Source organism: Flavobacterium sp. GW821-FHT11G01 (assembly GCF_058808175.1).
Map to the genome: position 1 here is coordinate 94,908 of NZ_JBXARK010000005.1, position 26,057 is coordinate 120,964.

A 26,057-nucleotide genomic window follows, 5' to 3' on the forward strand; every position below is an offset into this window, starting at 1 on the left:
GACAACTAGTATACAATAGTCTGTATAGCGTGTGCCGGAATAGTTATAGTAGTTTTTAAAGTGTCGCTGGTTAAATTGTACACAACATCTTTATCGGTTTGGTTCATAACAACAGTGGCTATTTTTCCGTCAGGGTTTTTAAACGACGTACTTAAAAGGGTTTGATCACTAATCGTTTGATTTATTCTCTTTGCATTTGGCTGGATAAATTTTGAAAGATGACCAATATAGTAATACATTGGAGTAAAGATCAATTCATCTTTTGTGGTATCAGCATGAATTGGAGCAAAACAAAAATTTCCAACGTGGTTTGGTCCTCCATTTTGGTCTAAAAGAATATTCCAATCTGTCCAGCCAACAGTTCCGTTATTAAAATCATTAATCATGTTAAGTCCATAACGTTCCGCATTTCCCCAAAATTGAAACTTAGTAGCATCAAATTTTTCAACACAGCCTTCAGTAAAAAGCAAGTTTTTGTTTGGGAAAGCTTTGTGTACATTTGCCACAGATTGAAATTGCGGAGGTCCGCCTCTCCAGGTTTCATACCAGTGGAATCCAATTCCCCAAGCGTATTTTGAAACCTCTGGATCTGAGAAAACAAGATTGGCTCTTGTTTCTAACTGATCACCACGATTATGATCCCAAATAATAATATTTTTAGAACCAAGTCCTTCTTTTTCTAATGTTGGTCCCAGGAAATTTTTCAGAAAATCTCTTTCGGCTTCTGGAGTATAAATGCAAGATTCCCATCTTTGCTTGGCCATTGGCTCATTTTGAATAGTTAGACCCCAAATTGGTATGCCTTCTTTTTCGTATTCTTTAATAAATTTAGCATAATAATTTGCCCATGATTGAGCAAACTCAGGCAATAAAACGCCGCCGTGCAAAATATCATTATTGTCTTTCATGAAAGCTGGGGGACTCCAAGGACTTACAAATAAAGTTAATTTCCCGGCGGCCGTTTCAATTGCTTTTTTGAGTAATGGAATTCTATATTTTCTATCGTGATCAATATTGAAGGTTTTCAATTCTTTGTCACCTTCTGCAATATAAGTGTAACTGTCGCTGCTAAAATCGCAGCTATGGATGTTGGTTCTGGCTAAAGAGTAGCCAATTCCTTTGTTTTTATCGTAATAAGCAGTCAGAAATTCTTGTTGTTTTTTAGGAGATAATTTGGCGAAGACTTCTGCACTTGCATCTGTAATGGCGCCGCCAATTCCTAAAAAAGTCTGATCTGTTTTTGCAGCATCTATAACAATAGAAACTGTTGAATTTGTTTGTTGTGTAGTCGGATTTGAAATTAAATTATTTGATAATGATAATCTCAAATTAGTATTTTCGGCAGTAGTATATACCTGTATTTTCTTGTTTGATTTGGATGGAGAAACAGTAGTATTCTCCACAACCTTTGATGAAGAACAACTTAATTGTAGAACTAGTATTGGAGCTATTAAAATTCTATTTATTATTTTCATTGTTACTTTTCAAAAAAACGATTTAATTTAAAATTCAAGTAATCGAGGGCTAAAATGGATGATTCAGATTAACCCTCGTACTTTCTATGAAACATTAATATACAAGCGTTTGTATTGCATGCGCAGGAATTTTAACTACCGTTTTTTCAGCAGCTATGATTAGATTATATGTAATCTCTTTATCAGTTTGATTCATCACAATTGTTGCCATTGTTCCGTCAGTATTCAGAAATGAAGTACTTAATAAAGCACTTCTGCTTACTGCAGAACTAACTCGTACAGCATTCAATCGAATGAATTTTGAAAAATGCCCGATATAATAATAAGATGGTGTATAAATTAATTCTCCTGTTGTAGTATCAGCATGAATTGGTGAGAAACAAAAATTTCCAACATGATTAGGTCCACCGTTTTGATCTAAAAGAATATTCCAGTCTGTCCAACCTGCAGTTCCGTTGTTAAAATCGTTAATCATTGAGATTCCGTATCTTTCACCGTTACCCCAAAATTGATATTTTTTGGCATCAAACTTTTCAACACAACCTTCAGTAAACAATAGCCCTTTATCAGGATATGCTTCATTTACTTTCGCTACGTTGTCAAACATAGATGCGCCTCCTGACCATGTTTCGTACCAGTGAAAACCCATTCCCCAAACATATTTTGAAGCTTCCGGATCAGAATAAATAACGTTGGCTCTGTAATTCATTAAATCACGATTGTGATCCCATGCTATAATTTTTACATCACCTAATTTTTCTTTTTTTAATGTTGGGCCTAAGAAATTTTTAATAAAATCCCTTTCCGCTTCAGCGGTATAAATACAAGATTCCCAAGTTTGGACAGCCATTGGCTCGTTTTGAGTTGAAGTCCCCCAAATTGGAATTCCTTCTTTTTCATATGCTTTTATAAATTTGGCATAAAAATTTGCCCAGGTCTGATAATATTCTGGTAATAATGTTCCGCCTTTCAGTACATCTTTATTGCTTTTCATAAAAGCATTTGGAGACCATGGAGCAACATAAGTTAACAATTTTCCTCCGGCAGTCTGAATTGCCTGTTTTATTAACGGAATACGATATTGTCTATCATGATCAATAGAAAACGTTTTTAAATCTTTGTCACCTTCTTCGATATAAGAATAGCTTCCACTGCTAAAATCAGAACTTTGTATCGTTGTTCTTAGCAAAGAATAGCCAATTCCTTTATTTTTATCGTAGTAGGCATTTAAGAATTCTGTTTGTTTTTCTTTTGAAAGTTTAGCGAAAATTTCGGCACTCGCGTCGGTAATAGCACCACCAATTCCCATGAAAGTCTGGAATTTTTTTGATGGTTCTACAAAAACTGAAGTTTCAATTTCAAGAGGTTGTTTTGATGCTGAAAAAGTTAAATTATCTGTAGAAGTAATTCTCAAATTTGAATTTTCAGCGGTAGTATAAACCGTTATTTTTTTTCCATTGGTTGTAAACTCTTTTTTTGTTTTTGGTTGTTGGGCAAAAGCCGTAAGCGAAAACAAAAAACATAGAATTTTAAAACTATTTTTTTTCATTCTTTCCTTATTATTTAAATTCTAAATTGAAGTTTTTGAGAAATTGTTTTTCAAAAAACAAAATTCTATTGCTTAAGGATTTAAAAAATAGCCCATACTCATAATGATTATGGGCTATTTACAACCAAACTTAAACTTAACTTAAACTTTATTGTTTTTCTTTCAGCTCTACGCTTCTGAAATTTATATTTAAATTCATTTTGTATTTCTGACTAGTCAGTTCTTTACTGATAATTTGGATTTTGTTTTAATTTAGTACCATTAAGTTCAGTATAAGGTATTGGCAAAATTTCGTCAGTACCTGCATTGAAACCTCTATCAGCTAATGCTGTTGCAGCATCACCCCATCTTACTAAATCAAAAAATCTATGACCTTCACCAGCTAATTCTAATCTTCTCTCGTTTTTAATAGCTGCTAATGTTACAGGAATAGAACCCAAACCTACTCTGGCTCTAACTGCATCAAGCAAAGCTTGTGCTCTTGGTCCTGAACCCAAAGCTTCTGCTTCCATTAAATAAGTATCAGCAAGTCTGATAACATAAGAATTTTGTTTGTAGTTCAACTCTTGATTACCTCCACCTGTACGAACATCTGATGCTCTTGGAAGATATTTGTTCAAGAAATAACCTGTATCCTGATAAGCTGGAATGTAGTCTGCTTTACCAGCCGCTTTTAAAGCTTTTAAGTCAAAGATAGTAGCTCCAAATCTTGGATCAGTTTTCATTACATCATACAATTTTTGAGTTATCACGTTAAAAGCCCATCCTGAAGGAAGATCCGGTGCATCAGAACCTGTTGGTCTTGAATATCCTCTTGGTCCAATCATTTGGTTCAAAGAGTTTCCTTCATCTTTACCTTGTCCCCAAAATGACCAGTCAGTATTACCCGCACTACTGTGAGATACTTCTATTAATGACTCTGCATTGAATTTATTGCTAGTTACCCATAAATCACTAAAATTAGTTAGCAATTTATTTCCATATTGATTTGTTGCGCCAGGAGTTCCGTTTACCTGAGCCAGAACAGCTGCAGCTTCAGTTTTTTTACCTTCAAATAAATATACTTTTCCTAATAATGCCTGAGCAGCTCCTTTATTAAATCTTCCACCTTCAGTTGCTACTGCAATAGTGTTTGGTAAAGCAGGAATAGCTTCTAATAAATCTTTTTCTATTTGTGCATAAATTACATCTGGTGTAACTTGTTCTGGATCATAAATTGTCTGAGTCGTTAATGATTTCAAAACCAATGGAATGTTTTTAAACATTCTCACCAAATTAAAATAGTAAAATGCACGTAACGCTTTAGCTTCTCCGGCAAATCTACTTCTTACAGCGTTATCCATAGTAGCTCCAGGAAGTTTTTCTAACAATAGATTTGCTCTTGAAACACCTTGATAATGATCATTCCAATAACTAGCCGGAATAATGATTGAAGAAAGTGAGTGAGTAGAGAAATTTTGAATTCCGTTTCCATCAGTTGCATTTCCGCCTCCAGCATAAAAATCATCTGAACCTGCATTTAAGAATGCTACCATGTTTTCGAAACCTCCAGTGTTTTTTCTTAATGGATCATACGTTCCAATTAAAGCAGAATAACATTGTTGTTCGTTAGAAAAATAGGTACTTGTGTCAAATTTCCCCTCTGGGTTAACGGTCACAAAATCTTCAGAACAAGATCCTAAGACCACCATTGCTACAGCAATATATATGTATTTAAATTTTATAGTTTTCATAATTCTTTTAATTTTTAAAATTGAACGTTAGCTCCTAACAGAATAGATCTTGCTTGAGGATAAACTCCTTTATCTACACCAAAAACCTGACCTCCAATTTCCGGATCATATCCAGTGTATTTTGTAAAAGTGATTAAATTTTCTCCTGTTAAGTAAAAACGGATTCTATCTGAACCAATTTTAGATGATATATTAACTGGAAGTGTGTATCCAAGCTGAACAATTTTTAAACGTACATAATTTCCATTTTCAAGATAAAAATCAGACATGTTACTGAAGTTTTTATTTGCATCGTTACCCGTCATTCTAGGATAATCGTTTGAAGTTCCTTCTCCAGTCCAACGGCCTAAAGCTTCTGTTTGATAATTTGCATTTGGCACATCAAGTCTTCTTAAACCTTGAAAAATTTTGCTTCCTGCTGATCCCTGAGCAAATGCCATGAAATCAAAACGTTTGTAATCCAGATTTACAGTAAGACCAAAAGTATACTTAGGGATATTAGTTCCTAAAAATTGTTTATCATCATCTGTAATAGTACCATCTCCATTTGCATCTTCCCAACGGAAATCTCCTGGTTTAGCATTTGGCTGGATCATACCTCCCGCAGCATTTTTGTATGCCGCAACTTCTGCAGCATTTTGAAAAATACCTGCTGTTTTATAACCATAGAACTCGTTGAATGAGTGACCTACCTGTGTTCTTGTTACTGGACCCATTGATTGGAAAGTAGCGTCTCCAACAATATAATTAGTAGACGATCCTACGTAAGTAATTTCATTTTTTAAGTAAGCAAAATTTGCATTTACTCCTAAATTAAAATCTCCAAGTTTTTTCTTGTATCCTAATTCTACTTCAAGACCACTATTATCCATATCTGCGATATTTGCTGAAGGTGCATCAACTACCCCTACATATCCAGGAATAACAACATTTCTTAAAATTCCTTTAGTTGTCTTTTTGTAATAATCAACAGCAAGAGAAAAATCATTAAAAAGTTTTGCATCAAGACCAACAGTAGTCTGAGATGTTTCTTCCCAACCTAAATCTGCATTTGGTAAAGTAGAGTTTCCGTAACCTGTAGTAATTGCACCTGTATTTCCAACAGAGTAATTATATCCTCCAACAACTAAAGCTCTGTATTTAAAATCGTCAATATTATCGTTACCCACAACTCCGTAACCACCACGTAGTTTTAAAGTATTAACAACTTCGTTTTCTTTCCAGAATCCTTCTTTTGAAATAACCCATCCTAAAGAGAATGAAGGGAAAACTCCCCATTTTTTATTCTCACCAAAACGAGTAGATCCATCACGACGAACGATTCCTGTGAAAAGATATTTCTCCATGTAATCATAATTAGCACGTACAAACAATGAAGCCAATTTATGCTCAACTTTGTCAGTTGTTGCTGTAGATCTGTCAGCTTGAGGAATATCAAAATTCCAAGAAGCATCTTGGTAACTTGTAATTGGAAGACCAAACATTCTTGTGTTAAGAGTAGTACCAATATTCTCTACATACGCACCTTGCCCAGCTAATACATTTACAGTATGATTCCCGAATTTATTAGAGTAAGTCAAAATGTTTTCAAGAGTCCATGAAAACGATTTTTCATTATTTTGATAAAAATTATTTCTATCAGCTTTCATGTTTGGGTTAAGGTAGTAAGCCGGAGTAAACTGCTCTTCTCCCCAATATGCTATTTTACCACCAAGCGTAGTTCTGAATTTTAAATGACTTGTTATGTTAGCCTCCAAATAAGCATTTCCAACAAAATCATCTGACCAGTTATATCCACCTAATCTAGTTTGAATGTAACCCAATGGGTTAGTCATTTCTTGTTGTACTACAGGAGAAATTCCGTAAGGATTTCCATTTGCATCTTTAACAACATTTGCATTTCCATAATAACCAGTAGTGTTTAATGCAGGATTTGTCTCAACTAAAGGAGTAAGCGGGTCTAAGTTAATTGCAGAACTTAAAGGACCTCCAAACTCACTGTTTGTATTTCCAATACCTTTAGTTTTTTGGTGTGTGTAACCAAAAGTCTCTCCAAAAGTAAAATAGTCAGAAATTTTATGTGTTGAGTTTAAACGGAAATTTTTCTTTGTATAATTCGAAATATCCGTAGCAACGATACCTTCCTGATCCTGAATACCGAAAGAAGCATAGAAAGTAGATTTATCACCACCACCACTAATACTTAATTCATGCGTGTATCTGAAAGCTGAATTGTTAAAGATTGCATCTTGCCAATCAGTACCTTTTCCATAAGATGCCGGATTAGCATATTTTACTGCACCACCATCATTAACAGATCTTTCATTCATTAATGTAGCATAATCTGATCCATTCAATAAATTTAATCTTTTAGCAGGACCAGATGTACCAGCAAAACCATTATAATTTACAGAAATTTTTCCTGCTTTTCCTTTTTTAGTTGTAACTAAAATAACTCCGGTTGCAGCACGAGTACCATAAATTGCAGCAGAAGCAGCATCTTTAAGAACCTCTATAGATTCGATATCACTTTGATTGATAAAACCAACTGCACCTGCATCAATAGCTACACCATCAACTACCCATAAAGGATCATTTCCACCTTCTCTGAAAGTAGTTATACCTCTAATACGAACTTTTGAAGCAGCACCAGGTTGTCCTGAGGTAGCAGCAACAGTAACACCTGCCGCACGACCTTGTAAAGCTTGCTCAACGCGTCCGTTTGGTACTTTTTCAAGATCAGCTGCTTTTACACTAGAAATAGCTCCAGTTACTACTGCTTTCTTTTGAGTACCGTATCCAACAACCACAACTTCATTTAATGTTTGTGATTCTGGTTTTAATTGAATTGTAATTTTTGTTCTTCCGTTTACAGCCTCATTAACTGCAGCGTATCCAATAAAAGTAACTGTCAAAACCCCGTTTGAAGGTACTTGAATTTGGAATTTTCCATCAAAATCTGATGCCGTTGACTTTGTTGTTCCTTTTAATACAACTGTTGCACCTGGAACTGGCATTCCACTCTCATCATTTATCATCCCATTTACCGTGACATCCTGAGCCACAGCTATAACCGAGAATAACAAAGACGAAACACAAAAAATAAGTAATTTTGTTAATTTCATTTTTCTAAAAATTTTGGTTAATTAATTAGTAATTTGATGCAATAATAATGTTATTTTTTTACTATCAACAATTAAAATTCATTACAAAAACACATCAAACTAAAATTTATCACATTACAAAAACACATCATTTTTTTTTTAATATATTGATTTTTAATGTTTTAAAAATAAAATATAAGATGTTATCAAAATGTTAATTGCAAAAATAAACACTACAGTTGTATTAGAATGCTTATTTTTATCAATAAAACGTGTTACTACCTCGATGTAGTAATTACAAAAACACATCAAACTCCTTAATAACAGGTAGTTAAGAACAAAAAATCGAAATAAATTAAAAATTTTATGAAATTGATAAAATCATATTTTATTATTACTTTTTTTACATTATTCTCATTCACCTTTTTTGGGCAAGTTAAAAGCATAGGTTTACCTGATGTAAGAAATTACAAGCGAAACGAATATAAGGGAGGAACCCAAAATTGGAATATTGATCAGGATAAGAATGGAAACCTATATTTTGCAAATAATAATGGTCTTTTACAGTTTGATGGCTCTTCCTGGAGAAAATATGCATTACCTAACTTAACTTCTGTACGATGTTTAAAAATTGATGATTCAGGCAAAATTTTCGTAGGTGGCTATAATGAATTTGGTTATTTTCAGCCAAATGAAAAAGGAAAACTTAAATATACATCTCTGGCTAAACGAATTGACAAGAACAAAATCAAAATAATCGATTTTATCTGGAAGATCCACACCTTTGATAATCAAACTATTTTCCAATCTTTTGCCAGAGCTTATATATTTAAAAACAACAAACTAACCATATTAGAAGCTCCCAAACGATTTCAATTTTCATTCGTAGTTCAAAACAAACTTTATTTTCAAGACGAAGGAAAAGGAATCTTAGAATATAAAAATGGCAGGCTATATAAATTACCAAACACAACCAGCTTCAATAACACAGAAATCTGGGCCATGTATGCTCTCGATAAAAAGAGAATTTTAATTATAACACTTGAAAAAGGATTATTTATATACGAGAACAATACTGTAAAACCATGGAATACCGAAGCCAATAATTTTGTAAAGAAAAACAATTCATTAGGCGGAGTAACAATTAAAAACAATTTTATTGTTTTAAACTCTGTACTGGATGGTATTGCAATTTGTGATTTTAATGGTAAAATAATTCAACATCTCAATCGAAAAAAAGGCTTACAAAATAATACTGTCCTAACATCTTTTATTGACAATAAAAACAATCTCTGGTTAGGTTTGGATAATGGTATTGCTTTTGTAAATGAAGGATCTCCTTTTACCTATTTTGGTTTCAGTTATGATATTAGTACTGTTTATGCTTCCGTGATTCATGACGGGAACTTATATGTGGCAACAAATCAAGGTGTTTTTTATCATGCCTGGAACAATAGCTTTAAAGAAGATACTTTTAAACTAGTTGAAGGAACTACCGCACAATCCTGGAATGTACAGGTTATAGACAATGAATTAATTTGTTCGAACAACAGAGGTGCCTTAGTGATAAAAGGAGGAAGAGTGACAAATAATATAGATTCGAAAGGTTATTTTGGCTTTAAAAATATTCCAAACCGGTCTGGCTATTTTATAGGATCAAATTATGACGGGTTTGCAATTTTTCAAAAAACAGCTGGCGGATTAGTCTATAAAAATCAGGTTATTGGTTTCGATAAATCATCAAATAGTTTTGAGCTTGATGAGTCGTTTTTATGGCTTAAAAAAGATGAATCAATTTACAGAATGTCACTTAGTAATGATTTGACAAGATTTTCATTCATCAAAAAAATAAATCACTTAACTCCTAAATATAAAAACATTGGAAGTATCCAAAAAATTGACAACCAATTATACTTTCAGACCAACAATCATTTCTACAAATATTCTCAGGAACAGGATTTGTTTTATGAAGACAAAAACTTATCTAAATTATTCAAAAACATTCCAATAATAAATGCATTAAGTGAAGATTCACAATCAAATTTATGGTATGCTTTTGATGAATCTCTTGGTGTATTAATGAAGCGAAATAAGTATTACACTAATATTGTTGCTCCTTTTTCTAACTTAACAGGGAATTTGGTTAGTAATTACTTATCCGTAAATACAATTGATTCTAAGAACATTTTTATCGGATTAACGGATGGATTAGCACATTACGACTCTGAATTATTAAATAACTTTGTTACTAAACCCAAAGCATTTATTCGAAGTTTTTCTTTTCCAGGCGATACAATTGTTCTGGGAAATAATCAGAATAAAATTCAGAATATACGCATCCCGTATTCCTCAAATCATGTTCGTTTTACATTTTCATCTCCAACTTATGAAAACCTGGAAAATGTAGAATTCTCTTACCAATTAGAACCTTTTGATGACAAATGGAGCAATTGGTCCACTATTGCTATTAAAGAATATACGAATCTTCGTGAGGGAGATTATAAAATGAATGTAAAAGTTAGAAACAGTTACGGAATTCAATCAGAACCGTCTACACTTTTATTCACAGTGTCTCCACCGTGGTACAGGCATTTTTTAGCACTTATCATTTATTTTGTTCTGATTATAATTGGGATTTATGTTGTTTCAAGCCGAATTAAGATGAAAATCAGAAAAAACAAATATTATGAAACGATAGAACAAAGAAGACTTTATCTTGAGAAAGAATCAAAAATCAGGCAAGAGCAATATGATCTTGAAAAGGAAATCGAAAAACTTAAAAATGACAAGCTCCAAATCAAAATCTTAGCAAAAGACAAGGAACTAGTAAATAATTCTCTACAAGTTGTAAAGAAAAATAAAATTCTAAACGGGATTATTCACAAACTAAAAGAAATTGACGTTGAAGCCCTTGATGATTCAACAAAATTTCAAGTCAGTAAACTAAATAAGAGTATTGTAAAAGAAGTAAATACAGATAAAAGCTGGAAAGATCTGGAAAAACACATCAAGAACGTTCATTTTGAATTTTTGAAGCGTTTAAAGGAAAAATATCCAACCATATCACCACGAGAACTTGACTTATCGACTTATTTATTAATGAATATGTCAACTAAAGAAATTGCCGAAATCATGAATATTTCAACCGGAGGAGTTGAGCTGGCAAGATATCGCTTAAGAAAAAAATTAGGTTTGAATAAGAAGGAAAATCTAATAGGTTTTCTAATGAGTATTTAAAAAAAACTAAAAAGCCATTCGTTGTAACGAATGGCTTTTTTTATTATGAAATATATTCCAAACTACGCTCGAGCGCCATTCCCCTGGAGCCTTTTATCAAAATGGTGTTATTTTCAAAATGCATCGTTTTCAGATGATTTGAAAAATCTTCAAAAGTTTCGAAAAAATGAATATTTTCTTTTGAAATTTTATTTTCATAAAACGACTTTCCAATCAAATAGCAAATTGATTTGTTTTGATTAAGCAAAGATTCAACAATGATTTTATGTTCTTGTTGACTTTCTTTCCCTAATTCAAACATATCACCTAAAATCATTATTTTATTCTGATTATCCAATTGCAGGAAATTTGTAATGGCAACAGCCATACTACTCGGATTGGCATTGTAAGCATCGAGAATAATTTGATTAGATCCCTTTTTCAACAACTGTGACCTGTTGTTTTCCGGAATATAACTTTCAATTGCCGCTTTTATAGCGTCGTCATCCACTTTAAAATAACGTCCAATAGAAACTGCAGCATTAATATTATTAGCATTGTACAATCCAATTAAATGTGATTGAACACTAAATTTTTTGTAATCAATAACCACAAAAGGATTTGCCGTAATATTTTTGATTTTGACATCCGCTTTCTCGTTCCCTATTCCAAAAGTAAAAGATTTTATGCCAACAGATTTTTCAATCTGAATCGCATCTTCAAGATTTACAAAAGCCAACTTATCATTCTTAGCTAAATATTTATACATTTCGCTTTTTCCTTCTATTACACCTTCAACACCACCAAAACCTTCTAAATGTGCTTTTCCAAAATTGGTTATATATCCATAATCCGGTTGTGCAATTTCACATAAAAATTCAATTTCTTTTTTGTGATTTGCTCCCATTTCAACAATTCCAATTTCAGTTTCGGTAGTAAAACTTAATAATGTTAATGGAACTCCAATATGATTATTCAAATTTCCAACTGTAGCTTTTGTTTTGTATTTTTTGGATAATACAACATTGATAAGCTCTTTAGTAGTTGTTTTTCCGTTACTACCTGTAAGGGCAATAATTGGTAATTTTAAATAAGCACGGTGAAATTTTGCCAATTCCTGTAGTGCTTCTAAACTATTCTTAACAAGAATCGTTCTTTCATCTATAAAATAAGATTGATTGTCTATAACAACAAATAAAGCTCCTAATTCAAGTGCTTGTTTAGCAAAAGTATTTGCATCGAAATTTTCGCCTTTAATAGCAAAAAACATTGAATCTTTTTCAATTTTTCTTGTATCAATTGAAAGAGATTTGCATTGTAAAAACAGGTTATGAATTTCTTGAATATTCATTTATAAAATTTTTAATAGACCGTAAAAGTAGAAAAAAATAAATACAAAAAATTCCAAATTCCATACTGAAATGTTCAGCTTTTGGAATTTGGAATTTTTGTTATTGAAATTTCTAAGACTTAGTTTCTAGGCGATTTTCTTTTTTCAGCTTTTGAACCTACTCTAGACATTGCACATCTGAAACCAATGTAATCAGTTGCCATATCCTGAGGGAAATATCTTCTTTGAGCCGGATCTAACCAATATGCTCTGTCTCTCCAAGAACCACCTTTGTAAACTCTTACTTTATCATCGATTAAAGTAGTACGTTTGCTAGAGTTGTCATATTTTCTAATCATCTTACCTAAACTATCAGTAGTGATATTATGTTTAGGAGAATTATACATTGCCTGATCTGCTTTTGGCCCTGATTCAGAATCTCCAAAGTCAAAATATCTAGAAGATTGTTTATCACCATCTCTATAGTTGATATTATCGCTTGTACTGAAATTTGTTCTCAAATATGTTTCTTGTTCGTCAACCGGAACCTGAGCAATTTCTCCTGGAAGGTTTCTTGCAACAACTTTTCCGTTACTTAAAGTATCATATTTAATGTTAGCAGTTGAAACGATTTCAATTTTACCGTCTTTACCAATTTTGTTTTTAGCATATTGATTTCCTCTGTAGTAGTTAAAATCATTTGCTTCATTATCAATAATAGGTCTGTAAACATCGGCTACCCATTCTGCAACGTTACCAGCCATATCATACAATCCGAAATCGTTTGGCGCATAACTTTTTACAGAGTTTGTAATATCAGCTCCATCATCAGACCAACCTGCAATTCCACCGTAATCACCGTTTCCTTGTTTAAAGTTAGCCAATTGATCTCCTTTGTTTTTACGTTTAGATGAACGTGTATAATCTCCAGACCAAGGATATTTCTTTTGTCCTTTATATATATTGTATTCTCTTTGTCCAACATCAGCTGCAGCTGCATACTCCCATTCTGCTTCAGTAGGAAGTCTGTACTCAGGTAAAATAACTCCTGAAGAACGTTGAGCGTACACGTTTTTTTCTTCTACAACACCATCTTTATTAGCTTTTGGTCTTCTTCCGTTTGGATTTTTCTTTAATACAAGTTCTTCGTTACCACCATAAGTAGTAGAAGGTGAAGCAAGATAAGCTTCAGTATTAAATAAACTTTCAGCACTTACGTCTGTAGTTTTAGCACCTTTTTTAAGATATCCGTCTTTTTCTAAAACAGCTTCGTTTACACGGTCTGTTCTCCATTTACTAAATTCAACTGCCTGAATCCAGTTTACACCAACTACAGGGTAGTTCGCATATGAAGGATGTCTTAAGTAGTTATTAGTCATCGTTTCGTTATATCCTAAACGATTTCTCCATACTAAAGTATCTGGCGATGCTCCTTCGTAAATATTCTTGTAATTTTCTTCTGTTGGAGGAAAAACTTTCTTCAACCACTCCAGGTATTCTAAGTACATACCGTTCGTAACTTCGGTTTCATCCATGTAGAATGACTGAACGTGTTGTTGAGTTGGCGTGTTATTCCAATCGTGCATAACATCATCCTGTACTTTACCCATAGTAAATGTACCTCCTTCAACAAAAACTAAACCAGGACCAGCCTGTTGTTTTTTCCCTGCATTTCTGGCAGAAGTTCCATTCTGACTATCTACGTCCCAACCTGTTGCTCGAGAAGCGTGACTGGAACTCGATTTTTTGCTACAACTAGCCGTGCCCAACATCAATACCATTGACATCATTAATTGCAAGGCTACAATTTTGTTTACTTTCATACTCATTCTTAGGTGATAAATTTAGGTGCTGCAATATAATAATTAACATTTAATTAGCAACATCTGTTCTAATAATTTTATTTAGCTGTTTTTTACCAGAAAATAACCTATAGTTACGAACGCAAAAATATACTTTTTATTATTTACTATAACATGAAATACTATATTTTTACTTACTAAAATATTTTAAAAATAATTTCGTTTTTTCAACTTATGAAACAAGCCTTAATCCTATATTTTTTTCTGGTCCCAATTTTGGCATTTTCTCAAATAAATGGGGACTTTACAATAGATTGGCAAACGAAAAAAGAAATGAGTTTTGGCGATTTTAAAATAATGACACCTTACTTTTCAGGCAACAGTTTCAGGTATGATATTTCAAAGAAAAGTATAACATTATTGCTTAATTTGAATCAATCTAATTATTCTAACAGTTCTTCCGTTCAAATTTCCAACATTATTTATGAGTCAGTCTCAACCTCTGATTTGGGTGATTTATCACTCGCGAACATCCCGGAAAAACCAAATGAAACGTTAAAAATTGCCTCCTCGAGAGATAAAAAGGAAGTTTTTATTTCACTTTCACCTATTATTAAAGAGGGAAATAGTTATAAAAGAATTCGATCATTTTCTTATAATTTAAACAATAACACATCCAGGAATAACAATACTTCTTTCACGCAAAAATCAAATATTATTCAAAATTCAGTATTAGCGAGTGGAGATTGGTATCGTTTTTATATCGAAAAATCAGGTGTTTATAAAATTTCAAGAGCATTTTTGCAAAGTTTGGGATTCGATCCTTCTAAAACCGACCCTAAAAGAATCAAAATTTATGGTAACGGAGGAAGAATGCTTCCTTTAATGAATAACACTTATTATCCAGATGATTTAACAGAAAATGCTATTCAGGTTATTGGTGAATCGGATGGTATTTTTAACAATGAAGATTATATCCTTTTTTATGCAGAAGGAACAGACAACTGGAACACTGAGAGTCAAACCAATATAAATTTATTTGACAACAAATCATATTATTATATAACTGTAAGTGCTGGAGATGGTAAAAGAATTTCAAACCTGAATCAGCCTTCTGCAAATGCCACACTTGAGCTAAACACGTTTGATGACTATCAATATCACGAAATCGACCAGACAAATATTGCTCACCTGGGACGTCAATGGTTTGGAGAATCATTTGACATTAATCAGGAACAGGAATTTACATTCACGTTTCCAAATCTCGAAACCTCTGTTCCATTAAAAATCGACGTCAGCAGCGCTTCAGCCGCCTACACCCCTACTTCATTTGCAATTGCTGCCAACGGACAAAATATCGGCACTATTAATTTTAATGCATTAGTACAAAGTTCAGAGACCAAATTTTACACAGGAAAACTACCCGCAAACACTTCATTTACCGGAGCTGAAAGTGTAAAAATAAAGCTTACCTATAATAATAACGGTGTTCCGGGATCAAAAGGATATTTGGATTATATCAATATAATTGCAAAAAGAAAACTTCTTGGAATCGGAAAACAGTTTAAATTTCAATATAATTTAGCCGGTTCTACAGCAGGAGTCGTAAATTATACTATTGGAAACGCAGCAGGGATTTCTCAAATTTGGGACGTTACTGACCTATATAATGTATCGAAAATAGAAAACTCCAATCAGGCTACTTTTAGTTTTAAAGCTTCTTTAGGAGAAATACGAAAATATATTGCTATAGATCCTGTAGATTATTTCACTCCTTTAAAAGAAAGTCAATCAAAAATCACCAATCAAAACTTAAAAGGAACACTGTTTAAAAATGCACAAAATAGTTTTCAGGATATCGATTATGTAATTATTGCTCCAAAATCTTTAGTTTCTCAAGCTGAAAAACTGGCTAATTTTCACCGCACTTATTCTAATTTAAATACAAAAGTAATTGCATTAGAAAATATCTATCAGGAATTTTCTTCAGGAAAACAGGATATTGCAGCTATTCGAAATTGCATCAAATACATTTACGAAAATGCATCTGCTCCGGAAAAAAGAATAAAATATGTAAATCTATTTGGAGATGCTTCATTTGATTACAAGGATAGAATTTCAAATAACACTAATATTGTACCTATATATCACTCCTTAAATAGTAATACAATTGGCGAATCATCATTTGGTTCTGATGATTTTTATGGTCTTATGGATCCGGATGAAGGAAATATCATTTCGTTTTTTGGCGGGATAGATATAGCCGTAGGAAGAATGCTGGTTTCAGATAATACTCAGGCTGGAGAAATGGTAAATAAAGTACTGGAATATCATGACATAAAATCGTATGGAAACTGGAGAAATAATTTTGTTTTAGTCAGCGATGATTCAGACCAGAGTTCAGATGCTTCTTTACAATCGCGTCAGAATAGCTTAGCTGATATTATTGCTACTGAAAAACCATTTTTTAATATTGACAAAATTATTTTAGACTCGTACACACAAGAAGCTTCAGCGGGAGGATCAAGATATCCGAAGGCAAGGACTGATTTATTTGATGCTTTTGAAAAAGGTGCTTTAGTTTTTAATTATTTAGGACATGGCGGTGAAGATGGTTTGGCTAGCGAAAGGATTTGGGAAAAATCAGATGGCCAAAACTTAAATAACCAATATAAGTATCCGCTATTTATCACTATTACATGTGAATTTTCAAGATTTGACGACCCAACAAGGCCAACCGCTGGGGAATATACTTTTTGGAATCCAAAAGGGGGCGCTATTTCCATGCTAACTACTATTAGAGCAATTGGTCAGTTTAATGCAGAAAACTTCAATGATAATTTAAGTAAAAACCTGCTTTCTTACGGCTCAAATCAATACACTACAATTGCTGAAGCACTCCGAGTTTCAAAAAATGAAAATCCAAGTTATTCCAGTAATGTCATTTTTTACATAGGAGATCCCGCTTTGATGTTAGCGATTCCGAAACCACGAATAAATCTAACAAAAGTAAATGATATTGTGATTTCACAACCAATTCCGGATCTTAAATCGCTTTCAAAAATTAAAATTTCAGGTGAAATTACAGATGAAAACAATACATTATTAAGTAACTATAATGGTGAATTAGCCACTGCTATTTTTGATAAACTAATTACAGTATCTACATTAAATAATGATGGTTATAGCCCTGCAATGTCATTCAAAACTCTTGGAGAGACTATATTCAGAGGAAATGCAACCGTAACCAATGGTCAGTTTGAATTTAGCTTTGTTGTTCCAAGAGACATTAGAATTCCTGTCGATTATGGAAAAATCAGCTTTTATTCGAAAAAAAATCAGCTTTTAGAAAACCAATCCGGCTATAGCACTGTAATTAAAATAGGTGGAATAAATGAAAATGCACCTCAGGACAATATAAGTCCAAAAGTTAAGTTATATATGAACGATGAAACTTTTGTTTCGGGTGGTATTACAAATAGCTCCCCATTTCTTTTGGCGCTATTAGAAGATGAAAATGGTATAAATACTGCCAGTGGAATTGGTCATGATATTGTTGCAATTTTAGATGGTGATGTGAGCAATCCGTACATTTTGAATGATTATTATCAAACAAAATTAGATGATTATACGAATGGAAATTTACGTTTTCCGTTACGAAATCTATCTGCGGGTATGCATACAATAAGTTTCACAGCGTGGGATGTTTATAACAATCCGGTAACAAGTGAAATACAGTTTGTTGTGGTAGGAGATGAATCATTGACATTAACTCACGTTCTTAATTACCCGAATCCATTTTCAACCTATACACAGTTTTGGTTCTCGCATAACAGGCCTTACGAACCTCTGGATGTTCAGGTTCAGGTGATGACCATCACTGGAAAAGTAGTTTGGACAAAAAATCAAATTATTACTACTGAAGGTTTTTTATCAAGAGAAATAACCTGGGACGGAAAAGACGATTTTGGAGACCGAATTGGAAAGGGAGTCTATATTTACAAACTTACTGTCAAGTCTAATTTAACAAATAAAAAAGCAGAAAAGTACGAAAAGCTTGTCATATTATAATAATATATATATTTGTATCATAAATACCATTAGCCCTATTAAATGAAAAAAATATCACTTTTATTAATTTGTTTTTTAATTGTTACATACGTCAAAGCCCAAGATCGACCTATCACAACCGGAGTTCCATTTTTATTAGTAGCCGCTGATGCGAGAGCAGCAGGTTTGGCAGATCAGGGTGTAGCAACTTCTGCCGACGCTTTTTCTCAACAATGGAATCCTGCAAAATATGCTTTTTCAGTTGACAAGCAAGGCCTCTCAATCAGTTACACTCCTTATTTAACAGATTTAGCCAATGATATTTCACTTGGTCAGCTAACCTACTATAATAAGATAAACGAAAAAAGTGCTTTTGCAGGAAGTTTTCGTTATTTTGGCTTTGGAGACATTGAATTAAGAACAACCGGAGACCCAAATGAAGCTGCAAGAATCGTATCACCAAATGAATTTGCTTTAGACGGATCTTATTCTCTAAAACTTAGCGAAACATTTTCAATGGCAGTTGCAGGAAGATATATTCGTTCAAATCTAAAAATCGCTTCAGAAGACATTGATGCTTCTGCCGCAAAATCTTTTGCTGTCGATGTTGCCGGATTTTATCAATCAGAAGAAATTGCATACGCAGATTTCAACGGTAGATGGAGAGGTGGTTTTAACATTCAGAATTTAGGTCCAAAAATCAGTTATGATAACGATGACTTAAGTGCTAACTTTTTACCTGCCAATTTACGTTTAGGTGGAGGTTTCGATTTTATTTTAGATGATTATAATAAAGTTGGTGTTAGTATTGAATTCGCCAAGCTGTTAGTTCCAACGCCTCCGGGACCAGGAACACCAGTAGATGCAAATGGAGATGGAGATTTTACAGATCCGGGAGATATTTCGCAGGAACAAGCCAACACTATAAATTATAACAACTACAATGATATAGGCTGGGTTGAAGGAATTTTTAAATCATTTGGAGATGCTCCGGGTGGCTTTAGCGAAGAATTAAAAGAAATTACCTATAGTGTAGCTGGAGAATATATGTATCAGGACTCATTTGCCGTAAGAGCAGGTTACTTTCACGAAAGCCCTGAAAAAGGAGCAAGACAATTCTTTTCACTAGGTGCAGGTTTCAAATATAATATCGTAAAAATCGATGTTTCTTATTTATTCTCAACTTCAAAAGTTAAAAATCCGTTAGAAAATACTCTTCGTTTTTCTTTAACGTTTAACTTTGGCGACAAATACGACGAATATTAAAAAGACAAAATAAAAAACAATAACAATCCAAATTTCTATTTTTTAGGAATTTGGATTTTTTTTCCCATAAAAATAATGAAAGAAATAAGCGTTACATCATCATTTACAGCATATGACAATTTAAAAGAGCTTTCAACTGAAATTCAGGATTTAATGAATATGGCTGTTGAAATTCGCAAAAAAGCCTATGCCCCTTATTCTCAGTTTAAAGTTGGTGCTGCATTACTTTTAGATAATGGCAAAATAGTTTTAGGATCAAATCAGGAAAACGCAGCTTATCCATCAGGATTATGTGCGGAAAGAGTAGCAATCTTTCACGCAGGAAGTGTCTATCCGGAAGCTAAAATCTTAAAAATGGCCATTACAGCAGCTTCAGATACGAATAAAACTACAGCTCCTATTCCACCATGTGGTTCTTGCCGCCAGTCTATTGCAGAATATGAAATCAAACAGGATACCCCTATAGAAATCTATTTTATGGGTGAAATAGGCGAAGTTTACAAATCGGCATCCCTAAAAAATTTACTTCCTTTTATGTTTGATAAAAAGTTCTTGTAAAAAAAAACCAAAAAGTAGCGTTTAAATTTTAGTTCTTAAATCTAATGTCTTATTTTTGCATCCCGACCTTTCGGGCGCAAATTTGTGGGAGGAAACTATTTTGCGTTATAGGCAACAATTGATAACACAAACAACTTTAGCAAAAGAAAGAATTCAGATGAAAGAAGTTACAAAAGAAGTATATTTAAAGTGGTACGAAGACATGCTGCTTTGGAGAAAGTTTGAAGACAAACTTGCAGCATTATACATTCAACAAAAAGTTAGAGGTTTTTTACACCTATATAATGGTCAGGAAGCTGTATTAGCGGGTGCTTTGCACGCTATGGACCTGACTAAAGACAAAATGATTACTGCTTACAGAAACCACGTACAGCCAATTGGTATGGGAGTTGACCCTAGAAACGTAATGGCTGAACTTTTAGGAAAAGCAACAGGAACTTCTAAAGGTATGGGAGGTTCTATGCACATTTTCTCTAAAGAACACCGTTTTTATGGAGGTCACGGTATCGTAGGTGGACAAATTCCGGTAGGAGCTGGTTTAGCTTTTGCTGATAAATATTTCAACACTGGCGGAGTTACCATGACTTATTTTGGTGACGGAGCTGCAAGACAAGGTTCATTACACGAAGCTTTTAATATGGCAATGTTATGGAAACTTCCAGTTGTATTCATCGTTGAAAACAATGGTTATGCAATGGGAACTTCTGTTGAAAGAACTGCAAATCACACTGACATCTGGAAACTTGGTTTAGGATATGAAATGCCTTGTGGACCAGTTGATGGAATGAATCCTGTAAAAGTTGCGGAAGCAATGACTGAAGCAATTGAAAGAGCTCGTCGTGGAGACGGACCAACTTTCCTTGAAATGAAAACGTACCGTTACAGAGGACACTCTATGTCTGATGCACAATTATACCGTTCTAAAGAAGAGGTTGAAGAGTACAAAAAAATTGACCCTATTACACAAGTTTTAGATGTAATTATGGATCAAAAATATGCTACAGAAGAAGAAATTGAAGCAATTGACCAAAGAGTTAAAGACTTGGTTGAAGAATGTGTGAAATTCGCTGAAGAATCTCCATATCCTGACTTACAACAATTATACGATGTAGTATACGCACAAGAAGACTATCCATTTACACCTCATAAACTATAACATCATGGCGATTAAAGTAACAATGCCTCGTTTGAGCGATACTATGACGGAAGGAACGGTAGCGACTTGGTTAAAAAAAGTAGGCGACAAAATTAGCGAAGGAGATATCCTTGCTGAAATTGAAACAGACAAAGCAACAATGGAGTTCGAATCTTTTAACGAAGGAACTCTTTTACATATCGGAATTCAGGCTGGAGAAACTGCTCCTGTCGATTCATTATTAGCCATCATTGGTAACGAAGGAGAAGACATTTCAGCTTTATTAGCTGGTGGTGACGCTCCTGCTGCCGAAGCCCCAAAAGCTGAAGCTGCTCCGGCTGCTGAAGCAAAAACCGAAACCGCTGCTCCTGCAAAAGCTGCAGCTGCATTACCAAAAGGTGTTGTAGTTGTAACTATGCCTCGTTTGAGTGATACTATGACAGAAGGAACGGTTGCAACCTGGTTGAAAAAAGTGGGTGATGCTGTTGCTGAAGGCGATATTTTAGCTGAAATTGAAACTGACAAAGCTACTATGGAGTTTGAGTCTTTCAATGAAGGAACATTATTATACATCGGAATTCAGGAAGGAAATACAGCTCCTGTTGACAGCTTATTAGCTATCATCGGGCCTGCTGGAACTGATATTTCCGGAATTGCTGAAAATTATACTGCCGGAGGCGCTGCAACTGCAAGTGCTCCTGCAACTGAAGAAAAAGCTGCTCCTGTTGCTGAAAAAGCTGCTGAAGCTGTTGCTGAGACTTCAAACGGAGGAAGAATTTTAGCTTCACCATTAGCTAAGAAAATCGCTTCTGACAAGGGAATCCAATTAACTCAGGTTAAAGGTTCTGGAGAAAACGGACGTATCGTTAAAAGCGATATCGAAAACTTTACTCCATCTGCGCAAGCTCAGCCTGCTGCAACTTCTGCTGCTAAACCACAAGAAGCTGCTGCTCCTGCTGCACCAAAAGTATTTGTTCCTGCTGGAGAAGTTTTCACAGAAGAGATCAAAAACTCTCAAATGCGTAAAATTATCGCAAAACGTCTTGCTGAATCATTGTTTACAGCTCCTCACTACAACTTAGTGATTGAAGTAAGCATGGATGAAGCTATGGGCGCAAGAGCGACAATCAATACTGTTCCTGATACAAAAGTATCTTTCAACGATATGGTGATTAAAGCATGTGCTTTAGCCTTGAAAAAACATCCAAAAATTAACTCTCAGTGGAAAGAAGATGCTATCATCATCAACCACCACGTTAATATTGGAGTTGCTGTAGCTGTTGAAGACGGATTAGTAGTTCCTGTATTGAAATTTACAGATGCTATGAGTTTATCTCAAATTGGTGCTTCAGTAAGAGATCTTGCAGGAAGAGCTAAAAACAAAAAATTAGGACCACAAGAAATGGAAGGAAGTACTTTTACAGTATCTAACCTTGGAATGTTTGGTATTACTGAATTCAATTCAATTATTAACCAACCAAACTCTGCTATCCTTTCTGTAGGTGCAATTGTTGAGAAACCAGTAGTTAAAAACGGTCAGATTGTAGTTGGAAACACAATGATGTTATCATTAGCTTGTGACCACAGAACAATTGATGGTGCAACTGGTGCTCAATTTCTACAAACATTAAAACAATACATCGAAAGCCCAGTTACAATGTTGGCATAATCGCTGTTAATTTTATATTTAAATCCCGTTTTGTTTACGCAAAACGGGATTTTTTATTTAATTTCATCCTCAAAATTCAATACTTCATAAAATGAAAAAACTAATCCTTGTAACCTTATTCCTGTCAGCCATTGCCTGCCAGAAAAAAGATCAAACCGAAAAACCAGCAGTTGTTAAAGACGAACACACTTTCGCTAAACCAGAACTAGCTGTTGTAAAACATTTGGATCTCGACATTAAAGTTGATTTTGATACGCAGACTATTTCAGGAAAAGCATCTTGGCAAATTGATAATGTCAGCAAAGGAAATGAAATTATCTTCGACGAAAACACACTTAATATTACCAAAGTAACTTTAGGGGACGAAGAAAAGGAAACTAAATTTGAATTGGGTGCAGCCGTTGAATTTCACGGAAAACCACTTCATATTACCATTGAACCAAATACCACTAAAGTCAATATTTATTACAGTACCACAAAAGATGCTGTAGCATTACAATGGTTAAATCCGCAACAGACTGCAGATAAAAAGAAACCATTCGTTTTTTCTCAGGGAGAAAGTATTTGGTCACGTACGTGGATTCCTTGTCAGGATTCGCCGGGAATTCGTTTTACTTATAATGCAAAAGTTACAGTTCCCAAAGATTTAATGGCTGTTATGAGTGCTTCAGTAAATCCACAAAAAAAGAATGATACAGGCGTTTATACTTTTAAACAAGACAAAGCAATTCCGTCTTATTTAATGGCGATTGCGGTTGGAGATATTGAATTTCAATCTATCGATAATAGAACCGGTGTTTATGCAGAACCTTCTTTGCTAAAAAAAGCAGCATGGGAATTTGCTGAATTAGGAAAAATGGTTGGCGCTGCCGAAAAACTATATGGTCCTTATCGTTGGGGTCGTTATGACGTTTTGGTTTTACCTCCGAGCTTTCCTTATGGCGGAATGGAAAATCCAAACCTGACTTTTTTAACTCCGGGCGTCATTGCTGGTGATCGTTCTTTAACTAGTTTATTGGCGCATGAATTAGGTCATAGCTGGAGTGGAAATTTAGTTACCAATGCAACTTGGGATGATATTTGGTTAAATGAAGGATTTACAACTTATGTGGAACACCGAATTGGAGAAGAAATTTTCGGCAAAAAAGAAGCTGAAATGCAAGACGTTTTGACTCGCAAAGATTTAGATGATAATATTGCAGAATATGGCGCAACAAATCCGGATACGCGATTAAAAGTTAGTTTAACTAACAGAAATCCGGATGATGGAATAAGTCAAATTCCTTATGTAAAAGGATATAACTTCCTGAAAGTAATCGAAGCAGCGGTTGGACGTGAAAAATTCGATCCATTTATTAAAAACTATTTTGATGCGCATGCTTTTCAATCAATTACAACAGAAGATTTTGTAAAATATCTAAAAGAGAATCTTATTAAAGATGATAAAGCACTGGCTGACAAAATCAAATTAGACGATTGGATTTACAAACCTGGAGTTCCATCAAATATTACTGCTGTTTCTTCTGAAGATTTTACGGCAATAGATAATATTCAGAAAAACTGGAGAAAAACCGGTGTTAAAGGATTAAGTGAAAAAATAAAATCAACTACAGAAAAACAGCATTTTATAGATTATTTACCAGCTGATATTACTGCTGAAGAAATGACGACAATCGACAACGAGTTCAGTTTTACTAAAAATGGAAACTTCGTTATTAAGCGTCAATGGTTCATACAAGCCATACGTCATCAATATAAAACGGCTTATCCGGCGATTGAGCAATTTATGATTGCAACGAGCAGAACAGGTTCTTTAATGTCGCTTTATAAAGAATTGGTAAAAACTCCAGAAGGAAAAACCTGGGCAAAACAGATTTTTGACAAGGCAAAATCTGGATATCATGCCACAACGGTTCAGGCTGTTGAAAGTGTTTTGAAATAATTTTTTTAGAATATAATTTTAGAATAGGTTGTCCAAAAAAGGGTAACCTATTTTTTTACGCAATATTTGTCATTTCGACTGAAAGGAGAAATCACACACGAGACTCGACAAAGATTGGTGATATACTTTACGGAATTTCTAGTGTGATTTCTCGTTCCTCGAAATGACAAGATTGCAGAAGAGCTTTGCGGTGAACTTTGTCAAAGTTTGATACTTTAACAAAGTTTTCTACGCTTAAACCTTGTCATTCCCGACAAAATATACGAAAAACACTCTTATGAAACTAGACTAGCCCAGATTGTAGTGGAAAGCCCGGAACTCAAATCCCTGATTTTTCTTGCCAGAAAACAGCGACCAACGGAAGCTCGTTTTATGGCTTAGAAAAATCAGGGATTTGAGTGAGGACTTGAAACGGAAAGCTGGATTAGCTTCTGGAAAAAATCGAAAATCACAATAAAAGGTTATTCTTTATTCTAAAAAAAACAGTCAGGGAAAATTGTCCATCACATAGCGTTAATTCTCCATGTTCTAAAATCTGTAATCGTCGCACCTTTGTAATGTCAAAAGACAACAAATAAATAACAACATAAAAATTAAATAAAATGACACGATTAACAGCATTAAACCCAGATGAAGTAACAGGAAAAACTAAAGATTTATTCAACGCTGTACAAGCTAAACTAGGAGTTGTTCCGAACATGATGAGAACAATGGGAAATTCCCCAGCAGTTTTAGAAGGATATTTAAACTTAAGCGGTGCTTTAAGCCATGGAAAATTAACTTCAAGAACAGGCGAATTAATCGCTTTGGCTGTTTCAGAAAGTAATTCATGTGATTACTGTGTTGCCGCTCATACTTTTATTGGAGGAAAACTATTAAAAACTGACGAACAAGTTTTACAGGCCGCAAGAACAGGAAATTCTGAAGATGCAAAAACAGACGCAATTTTAAAATTTGCCAAAACATTAGTAAGCAAAAACGGATTAGTAAGTAACGAAGATGTAGATGCCGCGAAAAATGCAGGAATCTCAGATGCCGAAATTGCAGAAACTGTTGCTCACGTTGCTTTGAATGTTTTAACCAACTATTTCAACAATACAGCCAACACTGAAATTGATTTTCCAGCAGTTCCAAGCTTAGAATTACAAAAATAATAACACAAAAAACAGCTTATAGAGATAGTTGTGAATTTATTCATGACTATCTTTATATTTTTAAATATGCTAAT

At 34.0% G+C, this 26,057-nt stretch carries 14 protein-coding genes; 8 read left to right on the plus strand and 6 right to left on the minus strand.

Translation table 11 applies throughout. The features are described 5' to 3' along the window. Nucleotides 1–5: 5 nt before the first annotated feature. From AC1RRN_RS11140 to AC1RRN_RS11155, 4 genes are all read right to left on the minus strand, one after another. On the minus strand, nucleotides 6–1,475 hold the full coding sequence (locus AC1RRN_RS11140) for a glycoside hydrolase family 30 protein (RefSeq protein ID WP_492967374.1): 1,470 nt from the start codon (nucleotides 1,473–1,475) through the stop codon (nucleotides 6–8). Between the two features lie 94 nt (nucleotides 1,476–1,569). Next, complete coding sequence (locus tag AC1RRN_RS11145; protein WP_492967375.1) at nucleotides 1,570–3,024, minus strand: glycoside hydrolase family 30 protein; 1,455 nt, start codon at nucleotides 3,022–3,024, stop codon at nucleotides 1,570–1,572. Between the two features lie 224 nt (nucleotides 3,025–3,248). Further along, nucleotides 3,249–4,757, minus strand: a complete 1,509-nt coding sequence (locus tag AC1RRN_RS11150) for a RagB/SusD family nutrient uptake outer membrane protein (RefSeq protein ID WP_492967376.1) — start codon at nucleotides 4,755–4,757, stop codon at nucleotides 3,249–3,251. Nucleotides 4,758–4,771: 14 nt separating this feature from the next. Continuing rightward, nucleotides 4,772–7,882: a SusC/RagA family TonB-linked outer membrane protein gene (locus tag AC1RRN_RS11155; RefSeq protein ID WP_492967377.1), complete on the minus strand. Its 3,111-nt coding sequence runs from the start codon at nucleotides 7,880–7,882 to the stop codon at nucleotides 4,772–4,774. Between the two features lie 345 nt (nucleotides 7,883–8,227). Here AC1RRN_RS11155 and AC1RRN_RS11160 point away from each other — a divergent pair, with 345 nt between their 5' ends. Beyond that, complete coding sequence (locus tag AC1RRN_RS11160; protein WP_492967378.1) at nucleotides 8,228–11,098, plus strand: helix-turn-helix and ligand-binding sensor domain-containing protein; 2,871 nt, start codon at nucleotides 8,228–8,230, stop codon at nucleotides 11,096–11,098. 43 nt (nucleotides 11,099–11,141) lie between these two features. Here AC1RRN_RS11160 and AC1RRN_RS11165 read toward each other — a convergent pair whose 3' ends face one another. Both AC1RRN_RS11165 and gldJ read right to left on the minus strand, forming a co-directional pair. Further along, on the minus strand, nucleotides 11,142–12,428 hold the full coding sequence (locus tag AC1RRN_RS11165) for a UDP-N-acetylmuramoyl-tripeptide--D-alanyl-D-alanine ligase (protein WP_492967379.1): 1,287 nt from the start codon (nucleotides 12,426–12,428) through the stop codon (nucleotides 11,142–11,144). A 119-nt stretch (nucleotides 12,429–12,547) separates the two neighbouring features. Next, nucleotides 12,548–14,230: a gliding motility lipoprotein GldJ gene (gene gldJ / locus AC1RRN_RS11170; protein ID WP_492967380.1), complete on the minus strand. Its 1,683-nt coding sequence runs from the start codon at nucleotides 14,228–14,230 to the stop codon at nucleotides 12,548–12,550. Nucleotides 14,231–14,443: 213 nt separating this feature from the next. Here gldJ and porU point away from each other — a divergent pair, with 213 nt between their 5' ends. From porU to AC1RRN_RS11205, 7 genes are all read left to right on the plus strand, one after another. Beyond that, nucleotides 14,444–18,280 (plus strand): type IX secretion system sortase PorU, encoded by a 3,837-nt coding sequence (gene porU, locus AC1RRN_RS11175; RefSeq protein ID WP_492967381.1) that lies wholly within the window; start codon nucleotides 14,444–14,446, stop codon nucleotides 18,278–18,280. A gap of 42 nt (nucleotides 18,281–18,322) precedes the next feature. Further along, nucleotides 18,323–19,525: a type IX secretion system outer membrane channel protein PorV gene (gene porV / locus AC1RRN_RS11180; protein ID WP_492967382.1), complete on the plus strand. Its 1,203-nt coding sequence runs from the start codon at nucleotides 18,323–18,325 to the stop codon at nucleotides 19,523–19,525. A gap of 75 nt (nucleotides 19,526–19,600) precedes the next feature. Then, a complete protein-coding gene (gene cdd / locus AC1RRN_RS11185; RefSeq protein WP_492967383.1) occupies nucleotides 19,601–20,083 on the plus strand; it encodes a cytidine deaminase in 483 nt (160 codons plus the stop codon). 157 nt (nucleotides 20,084–20,240) lie between these two features. Continuing rightward, complete coding sequence (gene pdhA, locus AC1RRN_RS11190) at nucleotides 20,241–21,239, plus strand: pyruvate dehydrogenase (acetyl-transferring) E1 component subunit alpha (RefSeq protein ID WP_492967384.1); 999 nt, start codon at nucleotides 20,241–20,243, stop codon at nucleotides 21,237–21,239. Nucleotides 21,240–21,243: 4 nt separating this feature from the next. Continuing rightward, nucleotides 21,244–22,887: a dihydrolipoyl dehydrogenase family protein gene (locus AC1RRN_RS11195; RefSeq protein ID WP_492967385.1), complete on the plus strand. Its 1,644-nt coding sequence runs from the start codon at nucleotides 21,244–21,246 to the stop codon at nucleotides 22,885–22,887. Nucleotides 22,888–22,978: 91 nt separating this feature from the next. Further along, nucleotides 22,979–24,829 carry a hydrolase/aminopeptidase gene (locus AC1RRN_RS11200; RefSeq protein WP_492967386.1) on the plus strand — a complete coding sequence of 617 codons (1,851 nt, stop codon included), beginning with the start codon at nucleotides 22,979–22,981 and terminating at the stop codon, nucleotides 24,827–24,829. Nucleotides 24,830–25,431: 602 nt separating this feature from the next. Beyond that, a complete protein-coding gene (locus tag AC1RRN_RS11205; RefSeq protein WP_492967387.1) occupies nucleotides 25,432–25,983 on the plus strand; it encodes a carboxymuconolactone decarboxylase family protein in 552 nt (183 codons plus the stop codon). The last annotated feature ends 74 nt before the right edge of the window (nucleotides 25,984–26,057 follow it).

Bases quoted from the DNA above. Each gene is read 5' to 3' on its own strand.
- AC1RRN_RS11145 (WP_492967375.1), bottom strand. From the start codon at position 3,024: ATGAAAAAAAATAGTTTTAAAATTCTATGTTTTTTGTTTTCGCTTACG.
- AC1RRN_RS11195 (WP_492967385.1), top strand. From the start codon at position 21,244: ATGGCGATTAAAGTAACAATGCCTCGTTTGAGCGATACTATGACGGAA.
- gldJ (WP_492967380.1), bottom strand. From the start codon at position 14,230: ATGAAAGTAAACAAAATTGTAGCCTTGCAATTAATGATGTCAATGGTA.
- AC1RRN_RS11200 (WP_492967386.1), top strand. From the start codon at position 22,979: ATGAAAAAACTAATCCTTGTAACCTTATTCCTGTCAGCCATTGCCTGC.
- porU (WP_492967381.1), top strand. From the start codon at position 14,444: ATGAAACAAGCCTTAATCCTATATTTTTTTCTGGTCCCAATTTTGGCA.
- porV (WP_492967382.1), top strand. From the start codon at position 18,323: ATGAAAAAAATATCACTTTTATTAATTTGTTTTTTAATTGTTACATAC.
- cdd (WP_492967383.1), top strand. From the start codon at position 19,601: ATGAAAGAAATAAGCGTTACATCATCATTTACAGCATATGACAATTTA.
- AC1RRN_RS11150 (WP_492967376.1), bottom strand. From the start codon at position 4,757: ATGAAAACTATAAAATTTAAATACATATATATTGCTGTAGCAATGGTG.
- AC1RRN_RS11155 (WP_492967377.1), bottom strand. From the start codon at position 7,882: ATGAAATTAACAAAATTACTTATTTTTTGTGTTTCGTCTTTGTTATTC.
- AC1RRN_RS11160 (WP_492967378.1), top strand. From the start codon at position 8,228: ATGAAATTGATAAAATCATATTTTATTATTACTTTTTTTACATTATTC.
- AC1RRN_RS11205 (WP_492967387.1), top strand. From the start codon at position 25,432: ATGACACGATTAACAGCATTAAACCCAGATGAAGTAACAGGAAAAACT.
- AC1RRN_RS11140 (WP_492967374.1), bottom strand. From the start codon at position 1,475: ATGAAAATAATAAATAGAATTTTAATAGCTCCAATACTAGTTCTACAA.
- AC1RRN_RS11165 (WP_492967379.1), bottom strand. From the start codon at position 12,428: ATGAATATTCAAGAAATTCATAACCTGTTTTTACAATGCAAATCTCTT.
- pdhA (WP_492967384.1), top strand. From the start codon at position 20,241: ATGAAAGAAGTTACAAAAGAAGTATATTTAAAGTGGTACGAAGACATG.